Below are 21,069 nucleotides of genomic sequence, written 5' to 3' on the forward strand. Positions count from 1 at the left end.
TGGACATACTTAACGAATTGAAAATATGTTTCAAACACCTGTTTCAAGACAGTTAAGTAGTCCAACCAAAGTACGTGGTTAAATGTTCAAAAGCCGCTACTTAATCATCGGTAAATTTAGACCATATTCCTTAGCCGTTTTAATCGCCAGCTCATAGCCAGCATCCGCATGACGCATCACGCCTGAACCACAATCATTGACCAACACTCGAGCTAAGCGTTTGGCGGCGGCATCCGTACCGTCAGCGACGATAACCATACCCGAATGCTGTGAGTAGCCCATGCCAACGCCGCCGCCATGATGCAGTGACACCCAAGTTGCGCCGCCTGCGACATTTAGTAGACCATTTAATAATGCCCAATCAGATACCGCATCTGAGCCATCTTTCATACTTTCCGTCTCGCGGTTAGGACTGGCAACTGAACCGGTATCTAGATGATCACGGCCGATGACGATAGGGCCTTTTAGCTCGCCACTTTTGACCATTTCATTAAAGGCAAGTCCTGCCTTATCACGCTCACCTAAACCTAACCAGCAAATACGTGCAGGCAATCCTTGAAACTGAATATGCTCTTTAGCCATATCAAGCCAGCGATGGATGTGAGTATTTTCAGGGAAAAGCTCTTTGATTTTTTGATCGGTTTTGTAGATATCTTCCGGATCGCCAGATAGCGCGACCCAGCGAAACGGGCCTTTACCTTGGCAAAATAGCGGACGAATATAAGCGGGCACAAAGCCTGGAAAGTTAAAGGCATCTTTAACCCCTTCATCAAACGCCACTTGGCGAATATTATTACCATAGTCGGTCGCTGGGATATTCATAGCCTGCAAGTCTAAAATAGCTTGTACGTGTACAGCGCAAGACGCAGCCGCTGCTTTGGTTAGTTCTGCATGTTGATTATGATCTTCTTGCGCCGCTTTCCACTCTTCCACACTCCAACCACTAGGGAGATAGCCGTTGATTAAGTCATGAGCTGAAGTTTGGTCTGTTACTAAGTCTGGTTTCATACCACCTGCATTCGCACGTTTTACCATTTCGGATAATATGTCGGCGGCGTTACCAAGTAGGGCAATAGAAACTGCTTCACCAGCATCTGTATGCTGTTTGATTAGTTCGTAAGCGTGATCTAAATCATTAGCTTGCTTATTGACATAGCCGGTGCGCAGACGAAAATCGATACTGGACTGTTGGCATTCAATATTTAGCGAAGTCGCACCAGAAAAAGTCGCGGCTAATGGCTGCGCGCCGCCCATACCACCAAGACCTGCGGTTAAGATCCAGCGTCCTGCCCAACTGCCATCATAATGTTGGCGGCCTGCTTCGACAAAGGTCTCATAGGTGCCTTGAATGATACCTTGGGTACCAATATATATCCAGCTACCAGCGGTCATCTGGCCATACATCATCAAGTCCTTGCGATCGAGCTCGTTGAAATGCTCCCATGTCGCCCAGCGCGGTACCAGATTGGAATTGGCAATCAATACACGCGGTGCATTTTCGTGAGTCTGAAAGACACCCACTGGTTTACCTGATTGGACTAGTAGCGTCTCGTCATCTTCTAAGACTTTTAAAGACTCTAGAATCTGATCATAGCTTTCCCAATTCCGCGCCGCGCGACCAATACCACCGTAAACCACCAAGCTTTTAGGATTTTCAGCCACATCAGGATGCAGATTGTTTTGTAGCATGCGATAAGGTGCTTCGGTCAGCCAGCTTTTGCAATGCAAGGTGCTACCAGTAGGGGCGGCAATATTACGAGTCTCATCGCGGCGGGTAAATTCATTATTGTTGGTCGTTTCATTATTAGTTCCATTATTAGTTCTATTACTAGTAATCATCGTCGTTCCTTGGGGTCGTCTATTCGTGCCCAAAAAGGCTATTAATATGAATTATTTAAAATAACCTGCTTAGGGGGTGTTGATGAAGCATGATTAATAACAGCATTAGTATATTAAGATTATTTATAATTTGTATATACAAATTATCAGAGACTGTTTTATCTTGCAAGTTTTTTTTAGCCAAGAGTTTAATTATTTGCAATGTGGTTTTTATAGAACGATGAATAGCACCATGATTTTGACGATGCCATGATATTATGGCGGCATTAGTGTGATTGATATTGCTGGTTAAAGTTGAAGGCTAAATCTGATAGTTAGAATTGATAATCGATAGTGGGCACAACAAAAGTAAAAATGACAAAGGTGACGATGGGCATGACCAAACTGAGCACAAAAAAGACAGTTCCTGCGTATCAACGCATTAAAAATGCAATATTAGATAATATTCATCGCGGCAAGTGGCAAGCAGGCGAGGCCATCTCTACAGAAATGGCGTTAGCTGAGCAGTTTGGAGTCTCGAGAATGACCGTGAATCGAGCCTTAAAAGAGTTAAGCGAAGAACGAGTATTAGAGCGTCGACAAGGATCAGGAACTTTCGTAGCACAGCAACAGTTTAATCATACCTTCGTTGAAGTACGTAACATTGCGCAAGACTTAAAGTCGGCTAATCGCGATTATCAAGCGCAGGTGGTGAGTAAACGCAGCATCACAGCTGGTATGCTCAATGAGTATTTGCGCCGTAAGTTCGATATTGAGGCACCGCAAGTGTTGCTTACTCAGCAAGTGGTCAAAAACGACTTAAATGACGATGAGGTGGCTGTGTTATACGAAGTAAAGATTATTCACTTCGCTGATGGACAGCCTATTCAGTTTGAAGAACGTTGGGTAGATGCGATAAAAGTTCCGAGATTTATTGAACAAGACTTTAGTATCGTTAATACCAGTGATTATTTGATTGCTAAGAGTCCACTCGAGCGAGGCAGCTATACTATCCGAGCGCTAGCGGCACCAAAAGAGGTGGCTCACGCGTTGCAGGTTGAGGAGCAGTCACCCACCTTAGTGCTCAGCCGGCAGACTTATTCATCAGGTCAAGTATTAACCTTTGTCAAAATGTGGCATGCGGGTGATCGCTACCAGTTTGCAGGTGAGCTGTAGTAGTCTTACCCATGCTCACTATTTTTGTACGTTTCTTCTAACCCAGTTGCGCTAGTATAGAAGTAGACCATCATTATCAATTTTAAAAAAAGCTATCTCAACCTAAAGCTATCTCAACCTATAGTCCTAACAAGCGTATTAATAATGTTGAATATGTATTGAAAAATAGGTGCTGCATCCTCAAATCGGCGAGTTATAAGCATATATAATAAATTGCCATAAAATAAGCTGGGCAGCTCATATTTTGCTGCCATATCTACACATTATTGTTATCTATTTATTATAGCTAACGACTTATATTATTCATCTGGATACACTCGAATAAGGACATCTTATGAAACGTCGCGCCCTGTTAACCCTAGCTGTTAGCGCTCTTTTGCTTACGGCTTGTAGTCAGTCTAATACTGACGATGCCAATACTAATGCTGATAATACCGCTGGTGGCTCAGATTTGCTTCAGCGTATCAATAATGGCGGTACTATTAACGTCGGTACCGAAGGCACTTATCCGCCGTTTACCTATCATGATGTGTCCGGTGAGCTTACCGGTTATGACGTCGAGGTGACGCGTGCCGTTGCTGATAAATTAGGCGTAACGGTTGATTTCAAAGAAACTCAGTGGGATGCCATGCTGGCGGGTCTGGATTCGAAGCGCTTTGATATGGTAGCCAACCAAGTCAGCTTGACCACGCCTGAGCGCTTGGCGAAGTACGATAAAGCGACCGCCTATAGCTGGTCAGGGGCGGTCGCGCTTGCACCAACCGATGACAACCGTTATAGCTCATGGGAGGCATTAAAAGGTCTGCGTTCAGCCCAGTCGCTCAGTAGCAATTATGGTGAGTTGGCAGAACGCTACGGTGCAGAAATCGTTCCTGTTGATGGGATGGCGCAGGCGATACAATTGGTCAAACAGGATCGCGCTGACTTCACCATGAACGATAATCTTGCGGTGTTGGATTATCTTAAAAAGTTCCCAGACAGTAGCCTTGAGATTAAACTGGTAGCGCCGCCAAGTGAGCAGCGTGGTTCAGGCTTAGTACTGCTTAAAGGCGATGATGCCGTGGTAGCAAAATTAGATGAGGCCATGGCTGCGCTGCAAGCTGATGGCACGCTTGCCAAGCTTAGTGATACCTTCTTTGGTGATGATATAAGTCAACAAAAATAATGGCATGGTTAGCTGAACTATTGGCATTATTGCCATTTATGAGCCCTGATCGGGCGCATATTGTCATCACTTCGTTTTGGCCGATGCTCAAAGGTGGTATTTATTACTCGATACCGTTGGCATTGATTTCATTTGCGATAGGTATGTGTATTGCCTTGAGCGTGGCGCTGATTCGTATCGTGCCACGCGCTAGCTGGTGGCATGAGATTATTTATCGCATTGCGCGCATTTACGTCTCTGCTATTCGCGGCACACCGATGTTAGTGCAGCTGTTTATTATCTTTTATGGTCTGCCTAGCATAGGACTTAAGCTCGATCCATTTCCATCAGCAATTATTGCCTTTTCGCTCAATATTGGTGCTTATGCGTCAGAGACCGTGCGCGCGTCCATTTTGTCCATTCCAAAAGGACAGTGGGAGGCTGGTTCGACAGTTGGGCTGACTTATCTACAAACTTTTAGACATGTGATTTTGCCACAAGCGCTTAGAGTGTCGGTACCGCCGTTATCCAATACTTTCATTAGTCTGGTAAAAGACACGTCTTTAGCGTCCTTAGTGCTAGTCACCGAGCTGTTTAAGCAGGCGCAAATTATCACCGCGCGTAATTATGAGTTTATGTTGGTTTATACTGAAGCGGCGGTTATATATTGGGGTATTTGTTTGTTCCTAACCTTTATCCAAGGTAGGCTCGAGACCAGACTTGATCGCTATGTCGCCAAATAAACTGTTTACCAGTCCCACCGTATGGCTATTAATACCTTCGCTATAGTTAAAACCAGCACAACAATTAAGAGATGCGTAACAGGAATTTTTATGATTCAAGTCAATAATATTCACAAAGCCTTTGGCAGCAACCAAGTGCTTAAAGGCATTGATTTGACCATTCACAAAGGTAAGGTGGTGGTGATACTTGGGCCATCGGGTTCAGGCAAAACGACATTTCTACGTTGTCTAAATGCGCTCGAAATTCCTGATCAAGGGGTCATTGCCTTTGATGATGGCAGCTTAACAGTAGACTTCGTCACTAAGCCTAAGAAGAAAACCTTATTAGCGTTACAACGTAAGTCAGGTATGGTATTTCAGTCTTATAATTTATTTCCGCATAAGACCGCTCTTGAGAATTTAACTTTAGGGCCGGTAGTGGTACAAGGTAGAAGTAAAGCAGAAGGTCGCAAACAAGCATTGGCACTACTCGAAAAAGTGGGCCTGTTGGACAAAGCTGATTTATATCCTTTTCAGTTATCTGGCGGTCAGCAGCAGCGAATTGGCATTGCCCGTGCGCTCGCTATTGAACCTTCTTTACTATTGTTTGATGAACCCACTTCCGCTCTTGATCCCGAGTTGGTGCAATATGTCTTAGCGACTATGAAGCAGCTGGCATCTGAAGGCTGGACGATGGTGGTGGTTACTCATGAGATTAACTTTGCTCGTGATGTGGCTGACCATGTGGTACTGATTGAGGATGGGCACATAGTTGAGGAAGGCAGCGCTGAGCAGATGTTTGAGTTATCAACCCATCCGCGTACACAGGCGTTCTTACAGCGTATTGAGCAGTAACTTAACAGCAATAACTGAAAAGTAGTAGTTGAACCATGCATTCTCGTAGTAGTTGCTAAAAAAGCCAGCTAATCGCAATTAGCTGGCTTTTTTATTACAAGTAATGAATGACCTATTCGAATTAACGATTATGCCTCTATACTATTTATTATTGTTTTGGTCATTATTCTAGATTAATTATCGTACTGGGCGAATAAACGGCATATGTCTATTCACGTCTTTATATAGTAAGTATCTAAACGGACCAGGTCCGCCAGCGTAACAAGATTGCGGGCAGAATGCACGCAGCCACATAAAGTCGCCCGCTTCAACTTCTACCCATTCACCGTTTAAGTGATAGACGGCTTTGCCTTCTAGTACATACAAACCATGTTCCATAACATGAGTTTCATCAAATGGAATCACGCCACCTGGCTGGAAAGTGACGATATTCACATGCATGTCGTGACGCATATCAGACTGCTCTGTAAATCGAGTGGTTGTCCATACGCCCCCTGTGTTCGGCATCTCAATAGCTTCAACATCGTGATCGCTTGTAACAAAGGCTTCGGGCGCATCAATACCGTCTACAAATTGATAAGCTTTGCGGATCCAATGAAATTTAACATGCTTTTCGCTATTGTTTTTCAGTGTCCATTTGCAGCCAGGTGGTAAAAATGCATAACCACCCGATTCAAGATGATGCGACTCACCTTCAATAGTCATGTCCATTTCACCTTCAACGATGAATATAACACCTTCGGCATTTGCATCTAACTCAGGCTTTTCTGAGCCACCATTAGGCTCAACTTCAACGATATACTGTGAGAAGGTTTCAGAGAAACCTGAAAGTGGACGTGCAAGCACCCACATCCGCATTCCTTCCCAAAAAGGTAAATAGCTAATAACAATGTCGGTTAGTACACGTTTGGGAATAATCGCATAACCTTCGGTGAAGATAGCGCGATCGGAGAGTAACTGTGTTTGCGGAGGCAAGCCGCCAGTTGGTGCGTAATAAGTACTTTTTGTAGACATTGTTAATGCTCCTTAGTGGTTTTGTGCCGCGATAAATTTGTGTCTGAACCTTTGAGTTTGAATCGTGGAGCAAAGGTTCGGTAATTATCTTAAAGCGCTTGGCTGGGATTTCCCTTTAAACACTAAATCAAACGCAGCTTGAAAGGCTAAGCTATTGTCAAAATCGTGAGACGTTAGACATAGCCCGGTAGTTTGGATGGTTTGGATGGTTTGGATGGTTTTTATTTTGTGTATCGACAATTGCTGCCAGCATACTTTTTAGAACACTACCAAAATTATTAATCATCTGACTATAGCAACTAAGCCTGAGCTTTAGCCTGCTCAGCAGATACATCGATGCAAACTTCCCAATCATCAATCTCGAATTCATGGCAATTATTGCCTTCACCATTGATGCGATCGACCACTAAAAAGTCACAATCAGCGTTTAGTGCGAGTAGCGGATGATGCCAAACGTTAGCGTCATACTGCACGCCTTGATGCGAATGAGCATAAAACACTTCTAAATCGTCAGCTGATTTAGGCGCATCGCCAGCTTTGGCCACAACGACTAGATAGTCTGTGGAATTCATAGAAAAGAAGGCTTGCGTGCCAAACGGATGATATTCCATAACCGATAGCGTAATTGGGCAATCACGTCTTTTAGTACGAAAAATACTAAAACCAACTTCGCCACCGTCTAGACCAACTTTTGAGATGGCATTATGACGACAGGCGTAGCCGCGATTGATATCCCAACTGTTTTCAGGACATTTTTCTTGATCATCATAAGGCTCAATCACTGAGCCATAAGGAGCAAACGCAGCTTTAGTTAGAGGCTTGGCAATGATTGTGGTGGTCATAAGTTCCCCTTTAGGTTAGTTAGCAAGGTCATTTATTCAGTTGTTTTAGCAACTTATTAAGTGATAGACCGTCAGTGGTCAATAACTGTCTTGCTTTTTTTTATTCGTGAGCTTTTTCTAGCGCTTCACGATCGTTACAGTTAGGCAGTTTACTGCAGATATTATTAAACGATCAGACCAAGTGTCGCCCATACTTGCCTATTTGAGCCAAACAAGTAGGGACACAAGATGTGGTTTTTGAGCAATTGGATCACTGAGGCAGTGAACTGTCTAGGATTACATCCAGTCTGAGGTGTTGTCTGCAGTGGCTGGATGGTTTTCATACCAATGCTTAGCGATTTCATCGCGGCGGCATACCCAAACGTCGGGCTTGTTGGTGATATATTGTAAAAATTGCTTGAGCGCTTTGATACGACCTGCACGGCCAATCATTCGGCAGTGTAGCCCTATAGTTAGCATTTTTGGCGTATGTTCGCCTTCTTCATATAGGGTATCAAAGCTGTCTTTTAGATATTGATAAAAGGGTTCTGCGTGGGTAAATCCAGGGCTTGAAGCAAAACGCATGTCGTTAGTTTCAAGGGTATAAGGTATAACCAGATGCGGCGTGCGAGTAATACTGCTGCCGTCTTGTACTTTGACATCGAGCCAGTAGGGGAGCTCATCAGCGTAGGAGTCGGAGTCATAAATATAACCGCCTTGCTCAGCGACTAACTCACGAGTATTAGGACTGTCACGGCCAGTATACCAACCTAATGGCTGTCCGCCAAGCATCCGCTCAAATATTTTAGTGGCAGCACGGACATGTTCGCGTTCAGTCTCACGATACATATCTTGATAAGTAATCCAGCGCAGTCCGTGGCTCGCTATTTCATGGCCATCTTCTAAAATACGCTCAACGATATGCGGTGTCTTTTCAGCCGCGGCTGCACAAGTAAAGGTGGTGATTGGTAACCCATATTCTTTAAAGACATCGAGGACCCGCCAAACACCGACACGGCTACCGTATTCAAAGGCAGACTCGATAGACTGATGGCGATTGTTAAATTCAGGCGTACCTAGCACGTCAGATAAAAAGCGCTCCGATTGGCCATCACCATGCAGCACACTATTTTCTGCGCCTTCTTCAATGTTCAGTACGAACTGGACGGCGATTTTTGCACCGCCTGGCCAGTTTGCTTTGGGTGGGTTATCGCCATAGCCTTTTAGGTCGCGAGGGTAGGCGGCCTGGTCAAAGTCGCTAGTGATTTTTTGGGTCATTGTACACATTCCTTTATGAAAATCGAGCAATAGTAATGCTCAAGACTTATTGAATAAATTTTTTAGATGGGTACTGCTGACGTTCTTAACCGAGGGTATAAAGATGTCGCTATAGCGCTAATAAGAATAGCGCCAATCAGAACAGCGTCAGTCAGAATAGTGCCAGTCAGCATGATAAATTCATACTGACTGGTCTAAGTGTTCACGATTTTTAACGAGTACCAAAGATCGATTAAGAGGCTCAATTTAAGGTTGCCGACTTTGATAAAGCCATGTACTTTACTGATCTTTTTTACTCTAAAATTTCATTTGGCTTTACGGCAAATTGGCGCATCAACAGCCAATAAACGATACCACCCAATGCGGCTCCTAATAAAAAGCCATAACCTTCAAGTGTCGTTAGCACGGGCACTAAGATCGTAGATATAGAGAATATAGACCCTATCGCAAAGGCAATCAGACCACGAATGTTCCAACCTTTATAATAGTAGTAAGCACCATCGGGCTGATCAGAGAATAAGTCATCCATACTAATATGTTGCCGTTTGATAAGATAATAATCAATCACTAAAATACCAAAGAACGGCGCAATTACGGCACCAACTGCATTAACAAAACCGACAATACCAATCTGACTGATGAAGGATAACCACAATGCGCCCACAAAAAATGCAATAACGGCAGTAATCAAACCACCCATACGAAAGTTAATATGCTTAGGGAATAAGTTAGCCAAATCATAAGCGGGTGGTATAAAGTTTGCGACCATATTAATACCAACGGTAGCAGCAAAGAAGGTCAGCGCAGCAATGATAGTTAATGGTAGCGAATCCACTCGCTCAACGATATCTGAGGGATTGGTTAATGCTTCGCCAAATATAACTAACGTACCCGCTGTGATGACTAGCGCAATAAAAGAGAAAAATAACATGTTAATAGGTAGACCCAGTAGGTTGCCCAAGCGCATGTCTCGTTCACTCCGTAAAAAGCGCGAAAAGTCCCCAAAGTTGATGACTACCGCAGCAAAGTAGGCGACCATGGTCCCTACAATAGCGGTAAATGCTTGTATTTGATTGCCATCATAACTATTGTTGCTGCTAAAAATAGAGTTAATTGCTGGTAGTAATTCAGCACCGGATTGATACCATATCACCGCCATGAGAATAATCATGACCACATATACTAATGGACCTGCCCAATTTAAAAAGTGCTTAATAGTTTCAATACCCGCCCAAAACAGCATGATTTGAAACAGCCAAACGATAATAAAGGCGATCCAAGCAGTACTGTTGAGACCTAAGAAAGTCGCATCCGAGCTGCCCATGATAATAGTCAATAAAATAGCGACTGCGGTCGAGGCGAAGTAAGTCTGTACCCCGTACCAAAAAATTCCAATAATAGCGCGTAGGATCGCCGGTAGGTTGGCGCCATTAATGCCTAGACTGGCACGTATCAGTACGGGAAAGGGGATACCGTATTTAACACTGGGCTTGCCAGTCAGGTTAACCATAACCATTACAATGAAGCCGGAACAAATAATGGCTGCCATGACCCACCAGCCACTCAGGCCATAGCTTAAGAATAACGAGGCGGCGAGGGTATAGCCGAATAAACTTTGAATGTCGTTGGACCAAACGTTAAATATAGCAAACCAGCCCCAAGTACGATCTTCTGGACTGAGTGGTGCTAAATCTTCGTTGTACAATCTTGAGTGCTTGATGTCAGGGTTGATTTTGCTGTGATCGTACACAGTTTGGCTAGGTGTACGCTCGGCATTATTAGACATCCGTTCTTCCTTGTAGCAGATGATAGTCATATTTTGAAACGCTTTTACTTTAATCGTTATATGACTACCTGGTCAAGCCTATTATTAAATTTAAATTAATAATCGGCTTGGCGCTACAAAAAATACTGAAAGATGAAAGCTTTAGTTCTACAAGACTATAAGTTCTACAAGACTATAAGCCTGCGGTATAAGCAACCAGTTGCTGACGTTCTTCATCCGTTAACTGAGTGATGTTACCTAGTGGCATATAGCCAGTCTGTACTGCAGTAATAATTTTAGCTTTGTAAGTTTTCATGTCTTCAGGTGTTTGTATGATAATGCCTGCTGGCGGCGCATTAAAGCCTGCTTGTGTTGGTTGTGCCATATGGCAAACGCTACATTTTGCTTGTACAATTCCCATGATAGCGTCGTCAGCTGAGGCGGTAACGGGTACGGCAGCAGCAGCGGTGCTACCGGCGGCAGCAGCTGGTGGTGTTGCATCGGTAGTCGGACTTGCTGGCACAGCAGCGGCTACTGGAGAAATTTGCAACGGCTCAATGGGTGCAGGGCGCATCCAGACAATCAATAGTACCGTAGCTAGTGCAGGAATCACTAAGTATTTTGGCTGATGATGACCCAAGTGCTTTTGGTTAAAGTAATGACGAGCAGTTGCGGTGATGATACCCACGAATACTAGTACCAACCAACCCTGACCATCTCCAAATGAATACATCATTGGATAGTGATTACTAATCATGGTAAAGATTAGTGGTAGGGTAAAGTAATTATTCATCACTGAGCGGTTTCTGGCCATTAGCGCCAAATCTGACACTTCTTTACCCGGTTTGACACCGCGGCGTACGCAATCTACTAGTGCACGCTGAGCAGGCATAATACCAAAGAATACGTTACCCGCCATGATAGTACCTAAAATGGCACCGACGTGGATAAAGGACGCACGATCGCTAAATAACTGATAAGAGCCCCATGTCGCAATAATTATTAGTATAAAGATAGTGATACTAAAAACCATTTTATTTTTGCCGATACGGCTGCGTACAATGACTTCATAAATAAAATAGCTACCAAATAAGAACAATAAGCTGGTCGAAATGGCACCGATATTACTGCCAAAGTCAATTTTGCTTGGATCCATCAGGTAGGCAGTGGCATTGGCGTAATAGACAATGGACATCATCGCCATACCGGTCAGCCATGTAGTATAAGCTTCCCATTTGAACCAATGTAGCGTTTTTGGCATCTCTTCTGGTTCGAGCTTGTATTTAGCAATCTCGTAGAAACCACCACCATGTACTGCCCAAAGATCGCCTGAAATACCTTTATCAGCTTTCCATTTTGGCGGCTTCTGTAGGCTCATGTCTAACCATACGAAGTAAAATGAGGCGCCAATCCATGCCACCCCAGCGATGACGTGAAACCAGCGGAAGAATAAACCTAACCAATCGAGAAGATATGCACCCATGCTGTTAATGTCCTTTTATATTACTATGACTTGTTAACTCGTAACGACTTTTGCTCACCTTCGTTGTTATACAAGACTGTCGTATAAAATGGAGGTACAAGATAGTGATACCAGCGTTATATTTTCGGTCTTAAATAGCGGGTTTAACGGTCTGCTACTTAGGATTTAAAACACTTTTTTAGTTTGATATGGAGCTATGAAACGGGAACTGTGAAATCATGATCCACGATAGGTGCCATAGCCATGGGCGCTTAATAATAGCGGCACATGATAATGACTGGTATCGCCCACCACAAAGTCAATCACAACTTGCGGATAAAAAGCGGTCAGTTGCTGAGCGTCAAAATAAGACTGAGTATCAAAGGTTAAAGTATAGCGACCGACGCTTAAATTACATTCAGAATCAGCGACAGCGGCATCGAACTGCCAGCTATCAGGTGTGACGCGGCCATCATTGTTGGTGGCACCATTGGCTAATAAGGTTGCTTCACCGCCGCTTTGAACACGATGTAGGGTGACAGCGATATTAGCGGCAGGCTTGCCAAGGTGAGTATCTAGAATATGTGACGATAAGGTGGCGGACATAAGGCTTCCTTTGTATGATATAAAGTGGCTAAAATTAATAATAAATGGTAATTCTCTTGCAATGTAGGAACGGTAGGATAAAGTCACTGTGGTAATCTTATTGACTCTACCTCAACTACAGTATCTAATTGTTGCCAAACAGCTAGGCGTTACCGAACAGTTTATTCAAACGTAAACGAGTAATTTTATTTTGCTCAGTTGCTGCATTGGCAAACTCAGTTGCACGATTATTGGGCAAACGTGCAAGTAATAAATCCAGCATTTGCTGTGCGCTTTTACCGGTGGCAAAGACAATGAAGATAAAGCCAAATTTATCGAGATAATCTTGATTGCCTTGTGCTAGCGCTTCTAACACTTGGTCTTCGGCATCATTCGCACCTGATTGCTCATGGGCAGCGTTGTCTTGAGTATTGCGGTACTTCTCTTTTAGAGAATCCACATTACCAATTTGTGGATGACCGTCAAATGCTTCCAACAAATCGATATCGTTGGTTTGCACTTGTTCCCAGATGCCATCGCTTTTGGCTAATAAGCCATCAAGATCTTTGATGGGGCGTGTGTTAGCCAGCTTATGTGCCCAATTGCTACTGGTGCAACAGGTTAATAATTGTGAGGCTGCATCCGCTGCGGAAAGTTCGTTAAATTGCGGTAACGTTAAGCTCATGATGACATCCTTTTCTTTTGGTATGAAAGCCTAATTAGCCTATCAGGCAATGACCTTCTAACAATATCCGTGTGGTTTAGTCTGCCAGTTGTTGGCTGAACAAATGATGTGTTAAAGTGATGTTAATTAAATTGTATTTGGTTTATATTGTCTATTGTGCTAAAACCTGACCATATGGTCAACTATTTTATACAAAATATTTTCATTTGTCGTGCTATGTTCCATAAAAAGAATTATTTATTACAATTTTTATAGTCAGATCAACCTAATGCTTATACAGTAAATTCGAGCGCAAGCCATACCATGCATAAGTTTGCGTCGATAAAAATGTAATGGTTTTATAATGAGCAGACTATAGCTGGAAATTAGCGTATTTTTATTAAACTTGCCAATGGCTTAAATTATGACTGCTATAATTCAAAATAAGAAAAAAATTGATTTGTCCAGTGATGAATTAATAATTCATCGCACTCAACCCGATATTCGAGCCCATAATCAGGCGCTTATTTTAGCGGCTGCTGAAGAAGAGTTTGTGCTGCAAAGCTATCGCGGCGCTACTATGCAGGGTATTGCTGATCGCGCCGGACTGCCCAAAGCTAACGTGCATTACTACTTTAAAAACAAAAAGAATCTATATAAGGTAGTGCTGCGTTCTATTATTCAAGAGTGGAACGAAGGTTTAATCACCATGACCGTGGACAGCGATCCCAAGACAGTTATTGAAAAATTCGTCCGTACTAAGCTACATCAAGCTTTTGCTCATCCTAATCGCCATAAACTATTTGCAGTCGAGATCATTGGCGGTGCGCCTCACTTACATGACTTTATGTCAACAACGATGAAAGACTGGGCGATCGATAAGGCCCATGTTATGAAGACCTGGCATGAGCAAGGTAAGATAGGAATCGCTGATCCATTACAGTTGCTAATTTTGATTTGGGCGACGACCCAGCGTTATGCGGAGTTTGAGACTGAAATTATCGGACTCATGGAAAAAGACGCTTATGATGAGCATGATGAAGCCCGTGCTGCTGACTTCTTAGTACCCTTTATTTTACGGGGTTGTGGACTCGAGTAATAATAGTCTGAACCACTAAGACCGCCCGTTAAGCTCAATATACTTATTATATTGAGCTTACGATATTGGCCATAACGAAACCTAATAAGCCTGAACGGGCTTTTTTTTGATTTACCCTTCTCAAATCAGCTTAAGACGCTTTTTTGATCAGTACTACGCCTTCTTCCGCATTTTGCTCTGGCGTATCATATTCAGCACCATAATTCTTCGGCAAAATCATATCAAGCGTAATAGCGACCACACCTGCCATGGTTACGGCTGAGCCAAAGATATTACGGAACAGCTGCGGCGTTTGTGCTAGTACATCAGGGACAAAGGCAATACCCATTGACAGACCTAGCGTGGTCGCAATAATCAAAATATTACGATGGGTAAAGTTCACCGTGGATAGAATACGGATACCAGCGGTCGCTACCGTTGCAAACATCAATAGCGTCACACCGCCAACAACCGGTTTAGGTAACTGAGTAAAGATAGCCCCAAGGATAGGGAACAGACCCATGGTGAATATGATAGCAGCCACATAAAGGCCGACATAGCGACTGGCGATACCGGTCATTTGGATCACGCCGTTGTTCTGGCTAAAGGTGGTTACTGGGAAGGTGTTAAAGATACTGGCAATCAATGAGTTGACACCATCCCCTAAGACACCGCCTTTAATGCGTTTTTCGTATACAGGCCCTTTGATCGGTTCTCCTGAGATCATTGAAGTCGCAGTTAAGTCACCTGAAGTCTCAATACTGGTAATAACATACATAAAGGCGATAGGAATAAAAGCTTGCCAATCAAAACCAAAGCCAAATTTAAAAGGGATTGGCACTGTAAATACAGGGGCTTCAGAGACTAATGAGAAGTCAACACGTCCCATAAACATGGCGGCAATTAAACCCAGCATCAGACCAATAAAGATGGCACTAGAGCGAATTACCTTGTTATTGATGATACTGATCAGCACCACACTCACCAGCACTCCACCACCTAGTAATAGGTTTTCCATACTACCGAAGTTCTCAGCACCAACGCCGCCTGCCAAATCGGTCAGACCGGTTTTGGTCAATGACAGACCGATGGTGACAATGACGCAACCAGTAACGATAGGGCTCATCAAGGATTTGAGCTTAGTAATGAACTGACTTAAGAATATCTCAATGAATGCCCCGAGAAACGAGACCCCAAAGATGACAGAGAGAATTTCTTCTGGGCTACCACCTTTATTTTTTACCACAAAACCTGCGGCAAGTACGGCAGCTAAGAACCCAAAGCTGGTTCCTTGGAGTGCCATAAGGCCGGATCCCACTGGACCAACTTTACGGGTTTGAATGAAGGTCGCTACCCCAGATACCATCAAAGACATGCTGATGAGGTAGGGAATATGTTCCCCTAAGCCTAAAGCACCGCCAATGATTAATGAGGGGGTAATGATGCCGACAAAAGCGGCGAGTACGTGCTGAATTGCCCCTAAGAATGCTTTTGCAGGGGCAGGACGGTCGTTCAGTCCATATAATAAATCAGGGTTTCCTTGAGTGTTTTCACTCATGATGACTTCCTCCTAGAGTAATTTCTAAGTCTTATCTGTGCTAGGAATCGTAGATAACGAGGTGAATAGGCAGGTAAATATTAAGTTCCGTTTTAATATTTAGCCTGCCGTATTATCTATCCATCCAATACAGATACGCACTTGTCCTTGTGCTGATCACTAAAAACAATCGATTAATATTAATTCTTTTTATCAATCATCGCAGATTAAAACTTGACTACTTAGTCAGCTATTCCCTAGGGTATAGTGAAAGTGGCAACTATTGCAACATTTTTTTGAGGTTATTTTGCTTTGATTAGCGAAATAAAATTACTTAACAGTACAGAAGCGTAAAAAATTAAAGGTTACCTACATTCACATAATCTGAATCAATGAGGCATATCAAAGTCAATATGACTGTCTACTCAATCAGTCAATAACTAATAGGCGCAAAATAATAGGTATGATAAGAAAAATAAGTTAAGCAATAAGGATTATTCAATGACCAAAATGAGATAAAAAAACTGACTTTACACCTTAATTATTACTACTAGCCAGTAGCTTTTATAGCGGTATCATACTGTCGAATTTATTTTATAATAGGCTAGGGCGTGTTGAACATTCATAAATAAGCACGCCCTAAGTAAAAGGCATAATAACTGTTGGAAACAATAAGTCTTTATTTATTATTGATAATCGTTATCGTTTGTATTATTATTAGGCCACTTCGATTCCAGCCAATTGTTAGGGTGTTATGGGTTCAACGAGTTTTAACGCGCCGTCACTTAAATTGATACTAATTGTCGTTGGCACCGTGGTTGCATTACATGTGCTCACAGCGATGGCATTAGTGTTCATCAGACCGTTGACGCCTGTCATACAGCCAGCTAAAGCTGAACCAGCTATAGAAATACAATTGGTTACCCTTGCTGTTGAGACTGAAGGGTCAGAAATTACGACCGATGCTGTTAAGCCTACAAAAGCGCTTAAGCCACTGTCAAAACCTGCTGCTGTCTTAAAATCTAAAGCAAAATCGATTCCTAAAACAGCCAAAACCTCCAAGCCTGTGACGGCTACTAAACCAGTGGTCAAAGCATCAGTCAAATCAGAGCAAAAAAATATAACGCCTAAGCTGGAGACCCAGGCCAATACCTCTAACGTTGCAAAAAATGAGCCTTTTAGCCAATACATACAACAAAACTCAATGACAACCGCTCAAGCAGACAGTTTAACCGCTATTAATGAAGGTAAAATGTTGGCAGCACAGGCTGAAAAATCCGCCCAAGAAGCCCATGCCAAAATCATGCGAGACGCTCAGGCAGCAGCGAATGCTAAAGTGCTTCGTGATGATGCCCAACAGATAGCCGATGCTAAAGCTGTGCAACAAGTTAACGCTGCAAAAGAAGCATCGCAAGCCGCTGCGCGCGCAAAAACTGCTAGTGATGCCAAAGCCGCCGCTACTGCCAAAGCGGCTGCAGCTGCAAGTAATACGCCCGTCAGCTTTAATGCCAGCAATGCCAATTGGACAGCTAAACCCAACTTTAATTTTCCTGATCGTGCCAAGCGCGGTACCAAATCAGGAGATACCTTTAACCTGGTCTTGATGTTACAAGTCAACAAGCAAGGTAGCATTGATAGTGTGCGTTTGGCGCAATCTTCTGGTAATGCGACTCTAGACAGAGAGGCACAGCGGCAAGTACGTTCTGGTAAATTCAGACCATTTATGAAAAATGATGTGCCAGTGGTGGGCAATGTCACCTTGCCAATCAGTTATGCCGTACCTTAAAAATCAATCTGCTATGAAAGAACCGCTAACCATAATCTTTTCATATAAACCAGATGCGCCAGTCGCAGCGGGTTTATATGATTGCATAAAATATTAAGGAGTCTGAAATGGACTTTATAAGCTACTGGCAATATAGCGACATGGTGACTAAAAGCCTGTTTTTTATACTACTGGCCTTATCTATAGTTTCTTGGATGACGGGTATTATTCGCGTCCTACAAAGTCGCAAACTAGCGGCCGGCGTTGCGGATGATTTAAGTCGGCAAGTGCAAGTCAAACACCCTGTGCTGACTGATTCTGATGCGGCTACTCGTCGTTTAATTACTGAGCAAACGTTATTAAAGCATATTGGCCGCTATCGCTTTGCTAGTGAACGCGGGCTACCTATCCTAGGCACCACTGCGGCAATTTCGCCATTTATTGGATTGTTTGGAACAGTGTGGGGTATCTTTCATGCGCTACATAATATTGGTATCAGTGGTCAAGCAGGACTGGGACAAGTGGCAGGACCCGTTGGTGAAGCGCTGATCATGACGGGACTGGGTATTGCAGTGGCCATCCCAGCTGTGGTTTTTTATAACGTTGTAGTACGTATCAATCGACAGATTATGTACCATGCTAATGACAGAGCGCATGACTTATTAGAGCAATCTGCGGCTTTAATCACTGCAAAGAATTCATTTGAACCACATGCTATAGATGCACAGACCCACACGACTGCTACCAGTTATGACAATAAAAGTGCCCATAGTAATAGTAATAGTAATAGTAATACTGGTGCTGACAAACCAGATATTTACCAGCAGAGCACCTCTACTTCTGGTTTATAAATCAAGTATAGAAGAGCCAAAAAAAGGCTAAATTAGTTGTTTGTTAATAGGTTACGACGACTGTCTATTAACCTATTGATATTGATATTGATATTGATCATTCCATAGACCAATAACAATACGATTAAGAGTAATTTAAGCATACTATTGAGAGTAATATGGCATTTCAGTTAGGTGATGATGACGTCCAAGGTATGAATGAGATGAATCTCATTCCGCTTATTGATGTGATGTTGGTATTGATGATTATCTTTTTATTGACAGCGACGGTCTTGAATCCCACAGTGCCGTTAGATCTCCCCAAAACCAGTGCCATTATTAACGAGCAACCACCAGAAGTCATTCAAATCAGTATTGATAAGGAGGCTGGTATTTTTTGGGACAGTAATCCGATTAGTATGGAAGAGTTAGAAGGACTCTTGCAACAACAGAGCGCTACTGGCAAAGATCCTTTAGTACAATTGCGTGCGGATAAAGACAGTAAGTACGATACCGTCGCGCAAGTATTGGCCGCTGCCAGCCAAGCAGGACTGAGTAAGATAGCCTTTGTAAATGAATGATGTGGTATATAAGCGATAGTTGATTTACTTTAAAACGACTACCGTATGGTTGGGAGAGTTTGTTACAGCTTCTGGAGGGGCATCGCTGTACAGCAAGCAAGAAAGTTTTTATCAGCCGCATCTGACTATCCGCTTAACAATTTTACTTGTAGCACAACGATTTTACTTATAGCTTAATTGTTTTATTGGGTATTAACGATATCTATAACAATAGGCTGCCAACATAAACCAGCAGCCATATCAGCAAAAAAACCGCCAAGATAATAAGAAAAATAAATAAAATAATAACGCTTATCTCCAACCTCGCAGAGGCAACCCTGCGAGGTTTTCTTTAGGGTGTAAATATCGGTATATTAGCGTAGATAACCAAATGGGCCGTAACTATAACGCCCATATCTGCCATAACCAAACGGAGAGGGTGAGAAGTATGGTGAGCTTAGGTAATTAAGATCACGTTGGCGTATGTAATAGTAACGCCCTTGAGAGTAAGCTTCCTCTAATTTTTCAATGCCTTCCAGTGGACAGACTGTCTGCCAATCATAGCCTTCACGGCCAAGCTTATAAGCATTGAGCTCGGTACAATATTTTCTGAGTCCTTGCTGTCGACCTTGTTCCCACTGTATACGATTGGGGGTCGCACCGACCACGCTAGCGCAGTTATTGGTATACTGACCAAAGTGGTCACCTGAGCGACCAAGCATTCCGTCTGCATAACCAACCTCTTGCCAGTTATTGGTTTGACATTGCTGCGGGGTCAGACTTTGAGTGGTTGCACAGCCTGATAGGGCAAATAATGCAGCAGTCATGAGTGATAAAGCAGAAGTGGTTTTAACTGCCGAAGTAAAGGTTATGGTGGTGGCTTTTGTAATATAAGTCATAATAAACCTGCGCGCGTTTAAAATTATGGTTTATCATAGCATTTTTTAGGATCAGCTATTTTTTACATCTTGTTATCATTTTTATTTTAGCTGGCATTAAGCTTTTGATATAACACTATAAATAGTCAATCTACTACTAGCAAGTTTGCCGTTCATAGCGCCACCAAGCTTGATTTTTAATCATTCGTGCTCATTATGAGTATGCTTTATCATTTTTTAATCCAGCTACAAGGTTAGATTGTCATGGGTGTATGGATTACCATTGCCATTGTACTATTCGTATTAGGAAGTATGATGGCACTCAAACCTAACGGTGTCGATCAGCGTTTGGATAAGCTGCGTATGACTGCGCGCTGTTTACAAATGAACCCAAAGCTAGTCGCTTGTCCCGATTGGGTCAGGGGTAAAAACAATGAACATGGGCGTGGGATGATTGGTCAATATGGTCTAGTGCTAGATAATGTACAGATGCCTCATACTCGTTATCAGGTCATTGATGGGCAATGGCGACCCGATAGTGATTCTGCCAATACGAATGCTACCGCCAACATGACCAAATCGCCTGCTAGCTTTAATTTAGACAAAGTACCGCTAGCATTGCCGGCATCTATTGAGCCCTTTGTAAAAGCATTATTAATTAAAGCCAATAGTATTGTTATTTATTGGGAAGATATTGATTATGTGCGTCCATTGACCAATCCAAATTATAAGTCGAGTATCATTGAACCTGATTTATTGGCTCTTAAGGCACAGATGGAACAGTGGGCGCTACAAATGCAGGCAAGTCCGCGCAGCACGGTTAATTTAAATGGCGGCATCGCTCTCAGTAAAATGTTAAATCAAGAAATTTAATTCAGAGGTCTAATTCAGAGACTTAATTCCGAGACTTAATTCCGAGACTAAGCATAAAGGTGCTAGGCATCTTTTTAGCTCATATTAATAGGTAAATTACGCACGAGGTTTAAGTCATTTTGCGTCATTGCTTATTTTTTACAGTTGACAGCTCAACTCTTAGCAGTGTAACGTCCTTATAAGTTTACGTCTATATTGTGTTTATCGTATATATTGTGACCATTTTCATTGATAGCTGGGCTTC

At 42.9% G+C, this 21,069-nt stretch carries 19 protein-coding genes; 9 read left to right on the forward strand and 10 right to left on the reverse strand.

The window, feature by feature from the left end; all coding sequences use genetic code 11:
- Window positions 1-96: 96 nt before the first annotated feature.
- The gene (gene hutU, locus H4W00_RS05545) at window positions 97-1,839 is read right to left on the reverse strand and encodes a urocanate hydratase (RefSeq protein ID WP_209956604.1); all 1,743 of its coding nucleotides are present in this window, start codon (window positions 1,837-1,839) and stop codon (window positions 97-99) included.
- A gap of 375 nt (window positions 1,840-2,214) precedes the next feature.
- Here hutU and H4W00_RS05550 point away from each other — a divergent pair, with 375 nt between their 5' ends.
- The 4 genes from H4W00_RS05550 to H4W00_RS05565 all read left to right on the forward strand — a co-directional run bounded on the left by H4W00_RS05550 (window position 2,215) and on the right by H4W00_RS05565 (window position 5,715).
- Window positions 2,215-2,994: a UTRA domain-containing protein gene (locus tag H4W00_RS05550; protein WP_209956605.1), complete on the forward strand. Its 780-nt coding sequence runs from the start codon at window positions 2,215-2,217 to the stop codon at window positions 2,992-2,994.
- Window positions 2,995-3,328: 334 nt separating this feature from the next.
- Window positions 3,329-4,159 carry an amino acid ABC transporter substrate-binding protein gene (locus H4W00_RS05555; protein ID WP_209956606.1) on the forward strand — a complete coding sequence of 277 codons (831 nt, stop codon included), beginning with the start codon at window positions 3,329-3,331 and terminating at the stop codon, window positions 4,157-4,159.
- Window positions 4,159-4,881: an amino acid ABC transporter permease gene (locus tag H4W00_RS05560; RefSeq protein ID WP_442966434.1), complete on the forward strand. Its 723-nt coding sequence runs from the start codon at window positions 4,159-4,161 to the stop codon at window positions 4,879-4,881. The genes H4W00_RS05555 and H4W00_RS05560 overlap by 1 nt, the downstream gene beginning before the upstream one ends.
- A 90-nt stretch (window positions 4,882-4,971) precedes the next feature.
- Window positions 4,972-5,715, forward strand: a complete 744-nt coding sequence (locus H4W00_RS05565) for an amino acid ABC transporter ATP-binding protein (RefSeq protein WP_209956607.1) — start codon at window positions 4,972-4,974, stop codon at window positions 5,713-5,715.
- Window positions 5,716-5,892: 177 nt separating this feature from the next.
- On the opposite strand, the gene H4W00_RS05570 is transcribed toward H4W00_RS05565, so the two are convergent.
- The 7 genes from H4W00_RS05570 to uraD all read right to left on the reverse strand — a co-directional run bounded on the left by H4W00_RS05570 (window position 5,893) and on the right by uraD (window position 13,325).
- Entirely contained in the window at window positions 5,893-6,729 is an 837-nt protein-coding gene (locus H4W00_RS05570) for a bifunctional allantoicase/(S)-ureidoglycine aminohydrolase (RefSeq protein WP_209956608.1), read from the reverse strand.
- A 299-nt stretch (window positions 6,730-7,028) separates the two neighbouring features.
- Window positions 7,029-7,571, reverse strand: coding sequence for an ureidoglycolate lyase (locus H4W00_RS05575; protein ID WP_209956609.1), 543 nt, complete (start codon window positions 7,569-7,571; stop codon window positions 7,029-7,031).
- 276 nt (window positions 7,572-7,847) lie between these two features.
- Window positions 7,848-8,828: an allantoinase PuuE gene (gene puuE, locus H4W00_RS05580; protein ID WP_209956610.1), complete on the reverse strand. Its 981-nt coding sequence runs from the start codon at window positions 8,826-8,828 to the stop codon at window positions 7,848-7,850.
- A gap of 292 nt (window positions 8,829-9,120) precedes the next feature.
- On the reverse strand, window positions 9,121-10,614 hold the full coding sequence (locus H4W00_RS05585) for an NCS1 family nucleobase:cation symporter-1 (protein WP_334684884.1): 1,494 nt from the start codon (window positions 10,612-10,614) through the stop codon (window positions 9,121-9,123).
- Window positions 10,615-10,786: 172 nt separating this feature from the next.
- Complete coding sequence (locus tag H4W00_RS05590) at window positions 10,787-12,076, reverse strand: urate hydroxylase PuuD (RefSeq protein WP_209956612.1); 1,290 nt, start codon at window positions 12,074-12,076, stop codon at window positions 10,787-10,789.
- Between the two features lie 216 nt (window positions 12,077-12,292).
- Window positions 12,293-12,661, reverse strand: coding sequence for a hydroxyisourate hydrolase (uraH, locus tag H4W00_RS05595; protein WP_209956613.1), 369 nt, complete (start codon window positions 12,659-12,661; stop codon window positions 12,293-12,295).
- A 142-nt stretch (window positions 12,662-12,803) separates the two neighbouring features.
- The gene (uraD, locus tag H4W00_RS05600; protein ID WP_209956614.1) at window positions 12,804-13,325 is read right to left on the reverse strand and encodes a 2-oxo-4-hydroxy-4-carboxy-5-ureidoimidazoline decarboxylase; all 522 of its coding nucleotides are present in this window, start codon (window positions 13,323-13,325) and stop codon (window positions 12,804-12,806) included.
- A gap of 403 nt (window positions 13,326-13,728) precedes the next feature.
- Between uraD and H4W00_RS05605 the strand changes: the two genes are divergently transcribed.
- Window positions 13,729-14,403: a TetR/AcrR family transcriptional regulator gene (locus tag H4W00_RS05605; protein ID WP_209956615.1), complete on the forward strand. Its 675-nt coding sequence runs from the start codon at window positions 13,729-13,731 to the stop codon at window positions 14,401-14,403.
- Between the two features lie 130 nt (window positions 14,404-14,533).
- Here the strand turns inward: H4W00_RS05605 and H4W00_RS05610 are convergent, their stop codons facing one another.
- The gene (locus tag H4W00_RS05610; protein ID WP_209956616.1) at window positions 14,534-15,940 is read right to left on the reverse strand and encodes a uracil-xanthine permease family protein; all 1,407 of its coding nucleotides are present in this window, start codon (window positions 15,938-15,940) and stop codon (window positions 14,534-14,536) included.
- 733 nt (window positions 15,941-16,673) lie between these two features.
- Between H4W00_RS05610 and H4W00_RS05615 the strand changes: the two genes are divergently transcribed.
- The 3 genes from H4W00_RS05615 (at window position 16,674) to H4W00_RS05625 (ending at window position 19,095) form a co-directional block, all read left to right on the forward strand.
- Window positions 16,674-17,705 (forward strand): energy transducer TonB, encoded by a 1,032-nt coding sequence (locus H4W00_RS05615; RefSeq protein WP_209956617.1) that lies wholly within the window; start codon window positions 16,674-16,676, stop codon window positions 17,703-17,705.
- 107 nt (window positions 17,706-17,812) lie between these two features.
- Window positions 17,813-18,535, forward strand: coding sequence for a MotA/TolQ/ExbB proton channel family protein (locus H4W00_RS05620; protein ID WP_209956618.1), 723 nt, complete (start codon window positions 17,813-17,815; stop codon window positions 18,533-18,535).
- 158 nt (window positions 18,536-18,693) lie between these two features.
- Complete coding sequence (locus tag H4W00_RS05625; protein WP_209956619.1) at window positions 18,694-19,095, forward strand: ExbD/TolR family protein; 402 nt, start codon at window positions 18,694-18,696, stop codon at window positions 19,093-19,095.
- Window positions 19,096-19,448: 353 nt separating this feature from the next.
- Here H4W00_RS05625 and H4W00_RS05630 read toward each other — a convergent pair whose 3' ends face one another.
- Window positions 19,449-19,973 (reverse strand): DUF2799 domain-containing protein, encoded by a 525-nt coding sequence (locus H4W00_RS05630; protein ID WP_209956620.1) that lies wholly within the window; start codon window positions 19,971-19,973, stop codon window positions 19,449-19,451.
- A 243-nt stretch (window positions 19,974-20,216) separates the two neighbouring features.
- On the opposite strand from H4W00_RS05630, the gene H4W00_RS05635 reads away from it, so the two are divergent.
- A complete protein-coding gene (locus H4W00_RS05635) occupies window positions 20,217-20,825 on the forward strand; it encodes a hypothetical protein (protein WP_209956621.1) in 609 nt (202 codons plus the stop codon).
- The last annotated feature ends 244 nt before the right edge of the window (window positions 20,826-21,069 follow it).

Origin of the sequence: Psychrobacter sp. PL19 (genome assembly GCF_017875835.1) — a bacterium.
Classification (GTDB): Bacteria; Pseudomonadota; Gammaproteobacteria; order Pseudomonadales; family Moraxellaceae; genus Psychrobacter.

Coding starts and splice junctions, on each gene's coding strand:
- hutU (WP_209956604.1), bottom strand. CDS start 1,839: ATGATTACTAGTAATAGAACTAATAATGGAACTAATAATGAAACGACC.
- H4W00_RS05550 (WP_209956605.1), top strand. CDS start 2,215: ATGACCAAACTGAGCACAAAAAAGACAGTTCCTGCGTATCAACGCATT.
- H4W00_RS05555 (WP_209956606.1), top strand. CDS start 3,329: ATGAAACGTCGCGCCCTGTTAACCCTAGCTGTTAGCGCTCTTTTGCTT.
- H4W00_RS05560 (WP_442966434.1), top strand. CDS start 4,159: ATGGCATGGTTAGCTGAACTATTGGCATTATTGCCATTTATGAGCCCT.
- H4W00_RS05565 (WP_209956607.1), top strand. CDS start 4,972: ATGATTCAAGTCAATAATATTCACAAAGCCTTTGGCAGCAACCAAGTG.
- H4W00_RS05570 (WP_209956608.1), bottom strand. CDS start 6,729: ATGTCTACAAAAAGTACTTATTACGCACCAACTGGCGGCTTGCCTCCG.
- H4W00_RS05575 (WP_209956609.1), bottom strand. CDS start 7,571: ATGACCACCACAATCATTGCCAAGCCTCTAACTAAAGCTGCGTTTGCT.
- puuE (WP_209956610.1), bottom strand. CDS start 8,828: ATGACCCAAAAAATCACTAGCGACTTTGACCAGGCCGCCTACCCTCGC.
- H4W00_RS05585 (WP_334684884.1), bottom strand. CDS start 10,614: ATGTCTAATAATGCCGAGCGTACACCTAGCCAAACTGTGTACGATCAC.
- H4W00_RS05590 (WP_209956612.1), bottom strand. CDS start 12,076: ATGGGTGCATATCTTCTCGATTGGTTAGGTTTATTCTTCCGCTGGTTT.
- uraH (WP_209956613.1), bottom strand. CDS start 12,661: ATGTCCGCCACCTTATCGTCACATATTCTAGATACTCACCTTGGCAAG.
- uraD (WP_209956614.1), bottom strand. CDS start 13,325: ATGAGCTTAACGTTACCGCAATTTAACGAACTTTCCGCAGCGGATGCA.
- H4W00_RS05605 (WP_209956615.1), top strand. CDS start 13,729: ATGACTGCTATAATTCAAAATAAGAAAAAAATTGATTTGTCCAGTGAT.
- H4W00_RS05610 (WP_209956616.1), bottom strand. CDS start 15,940: ATGAGTGAAAACACTCAAGGAAACCCTGATTTATTATATGGACTGAAC.
- H4W00_RS05615 (WP_209956617.1), top strand. CDS start 16,674: ATGGGTTCAACGAGTTTTAACGCGCCGTCACTTAAATTGATACTAATT.
- H4W00_RS05620 (WP_209956618.1), top strand. CDS start 17,813: ATGGACTTTATAAGCTACTGGCAATATAGCGACATGGTGACTAAAAGC.
- H4W00_RS05625 (WP_209956619.1), top strand. CDS start 18,694: ATGGCATTTCAGTTAGGTGATGATGACGTCCAAGGTATGAATGAGATG.
- H4W00_RS05630 (WP_209956620.1), bottom strand. CDS start 19,973: ATGACTTATATTACAAAAGCCACCACCATAACCTTTACTTCGGCAGTT.
- H4W00_RS05635 (WP_209956621.1), top strand. CDS start 20,217: ATGGGTGTATGGATTACCATTGCCATTGTACTATTCGTATTAGGAAGT.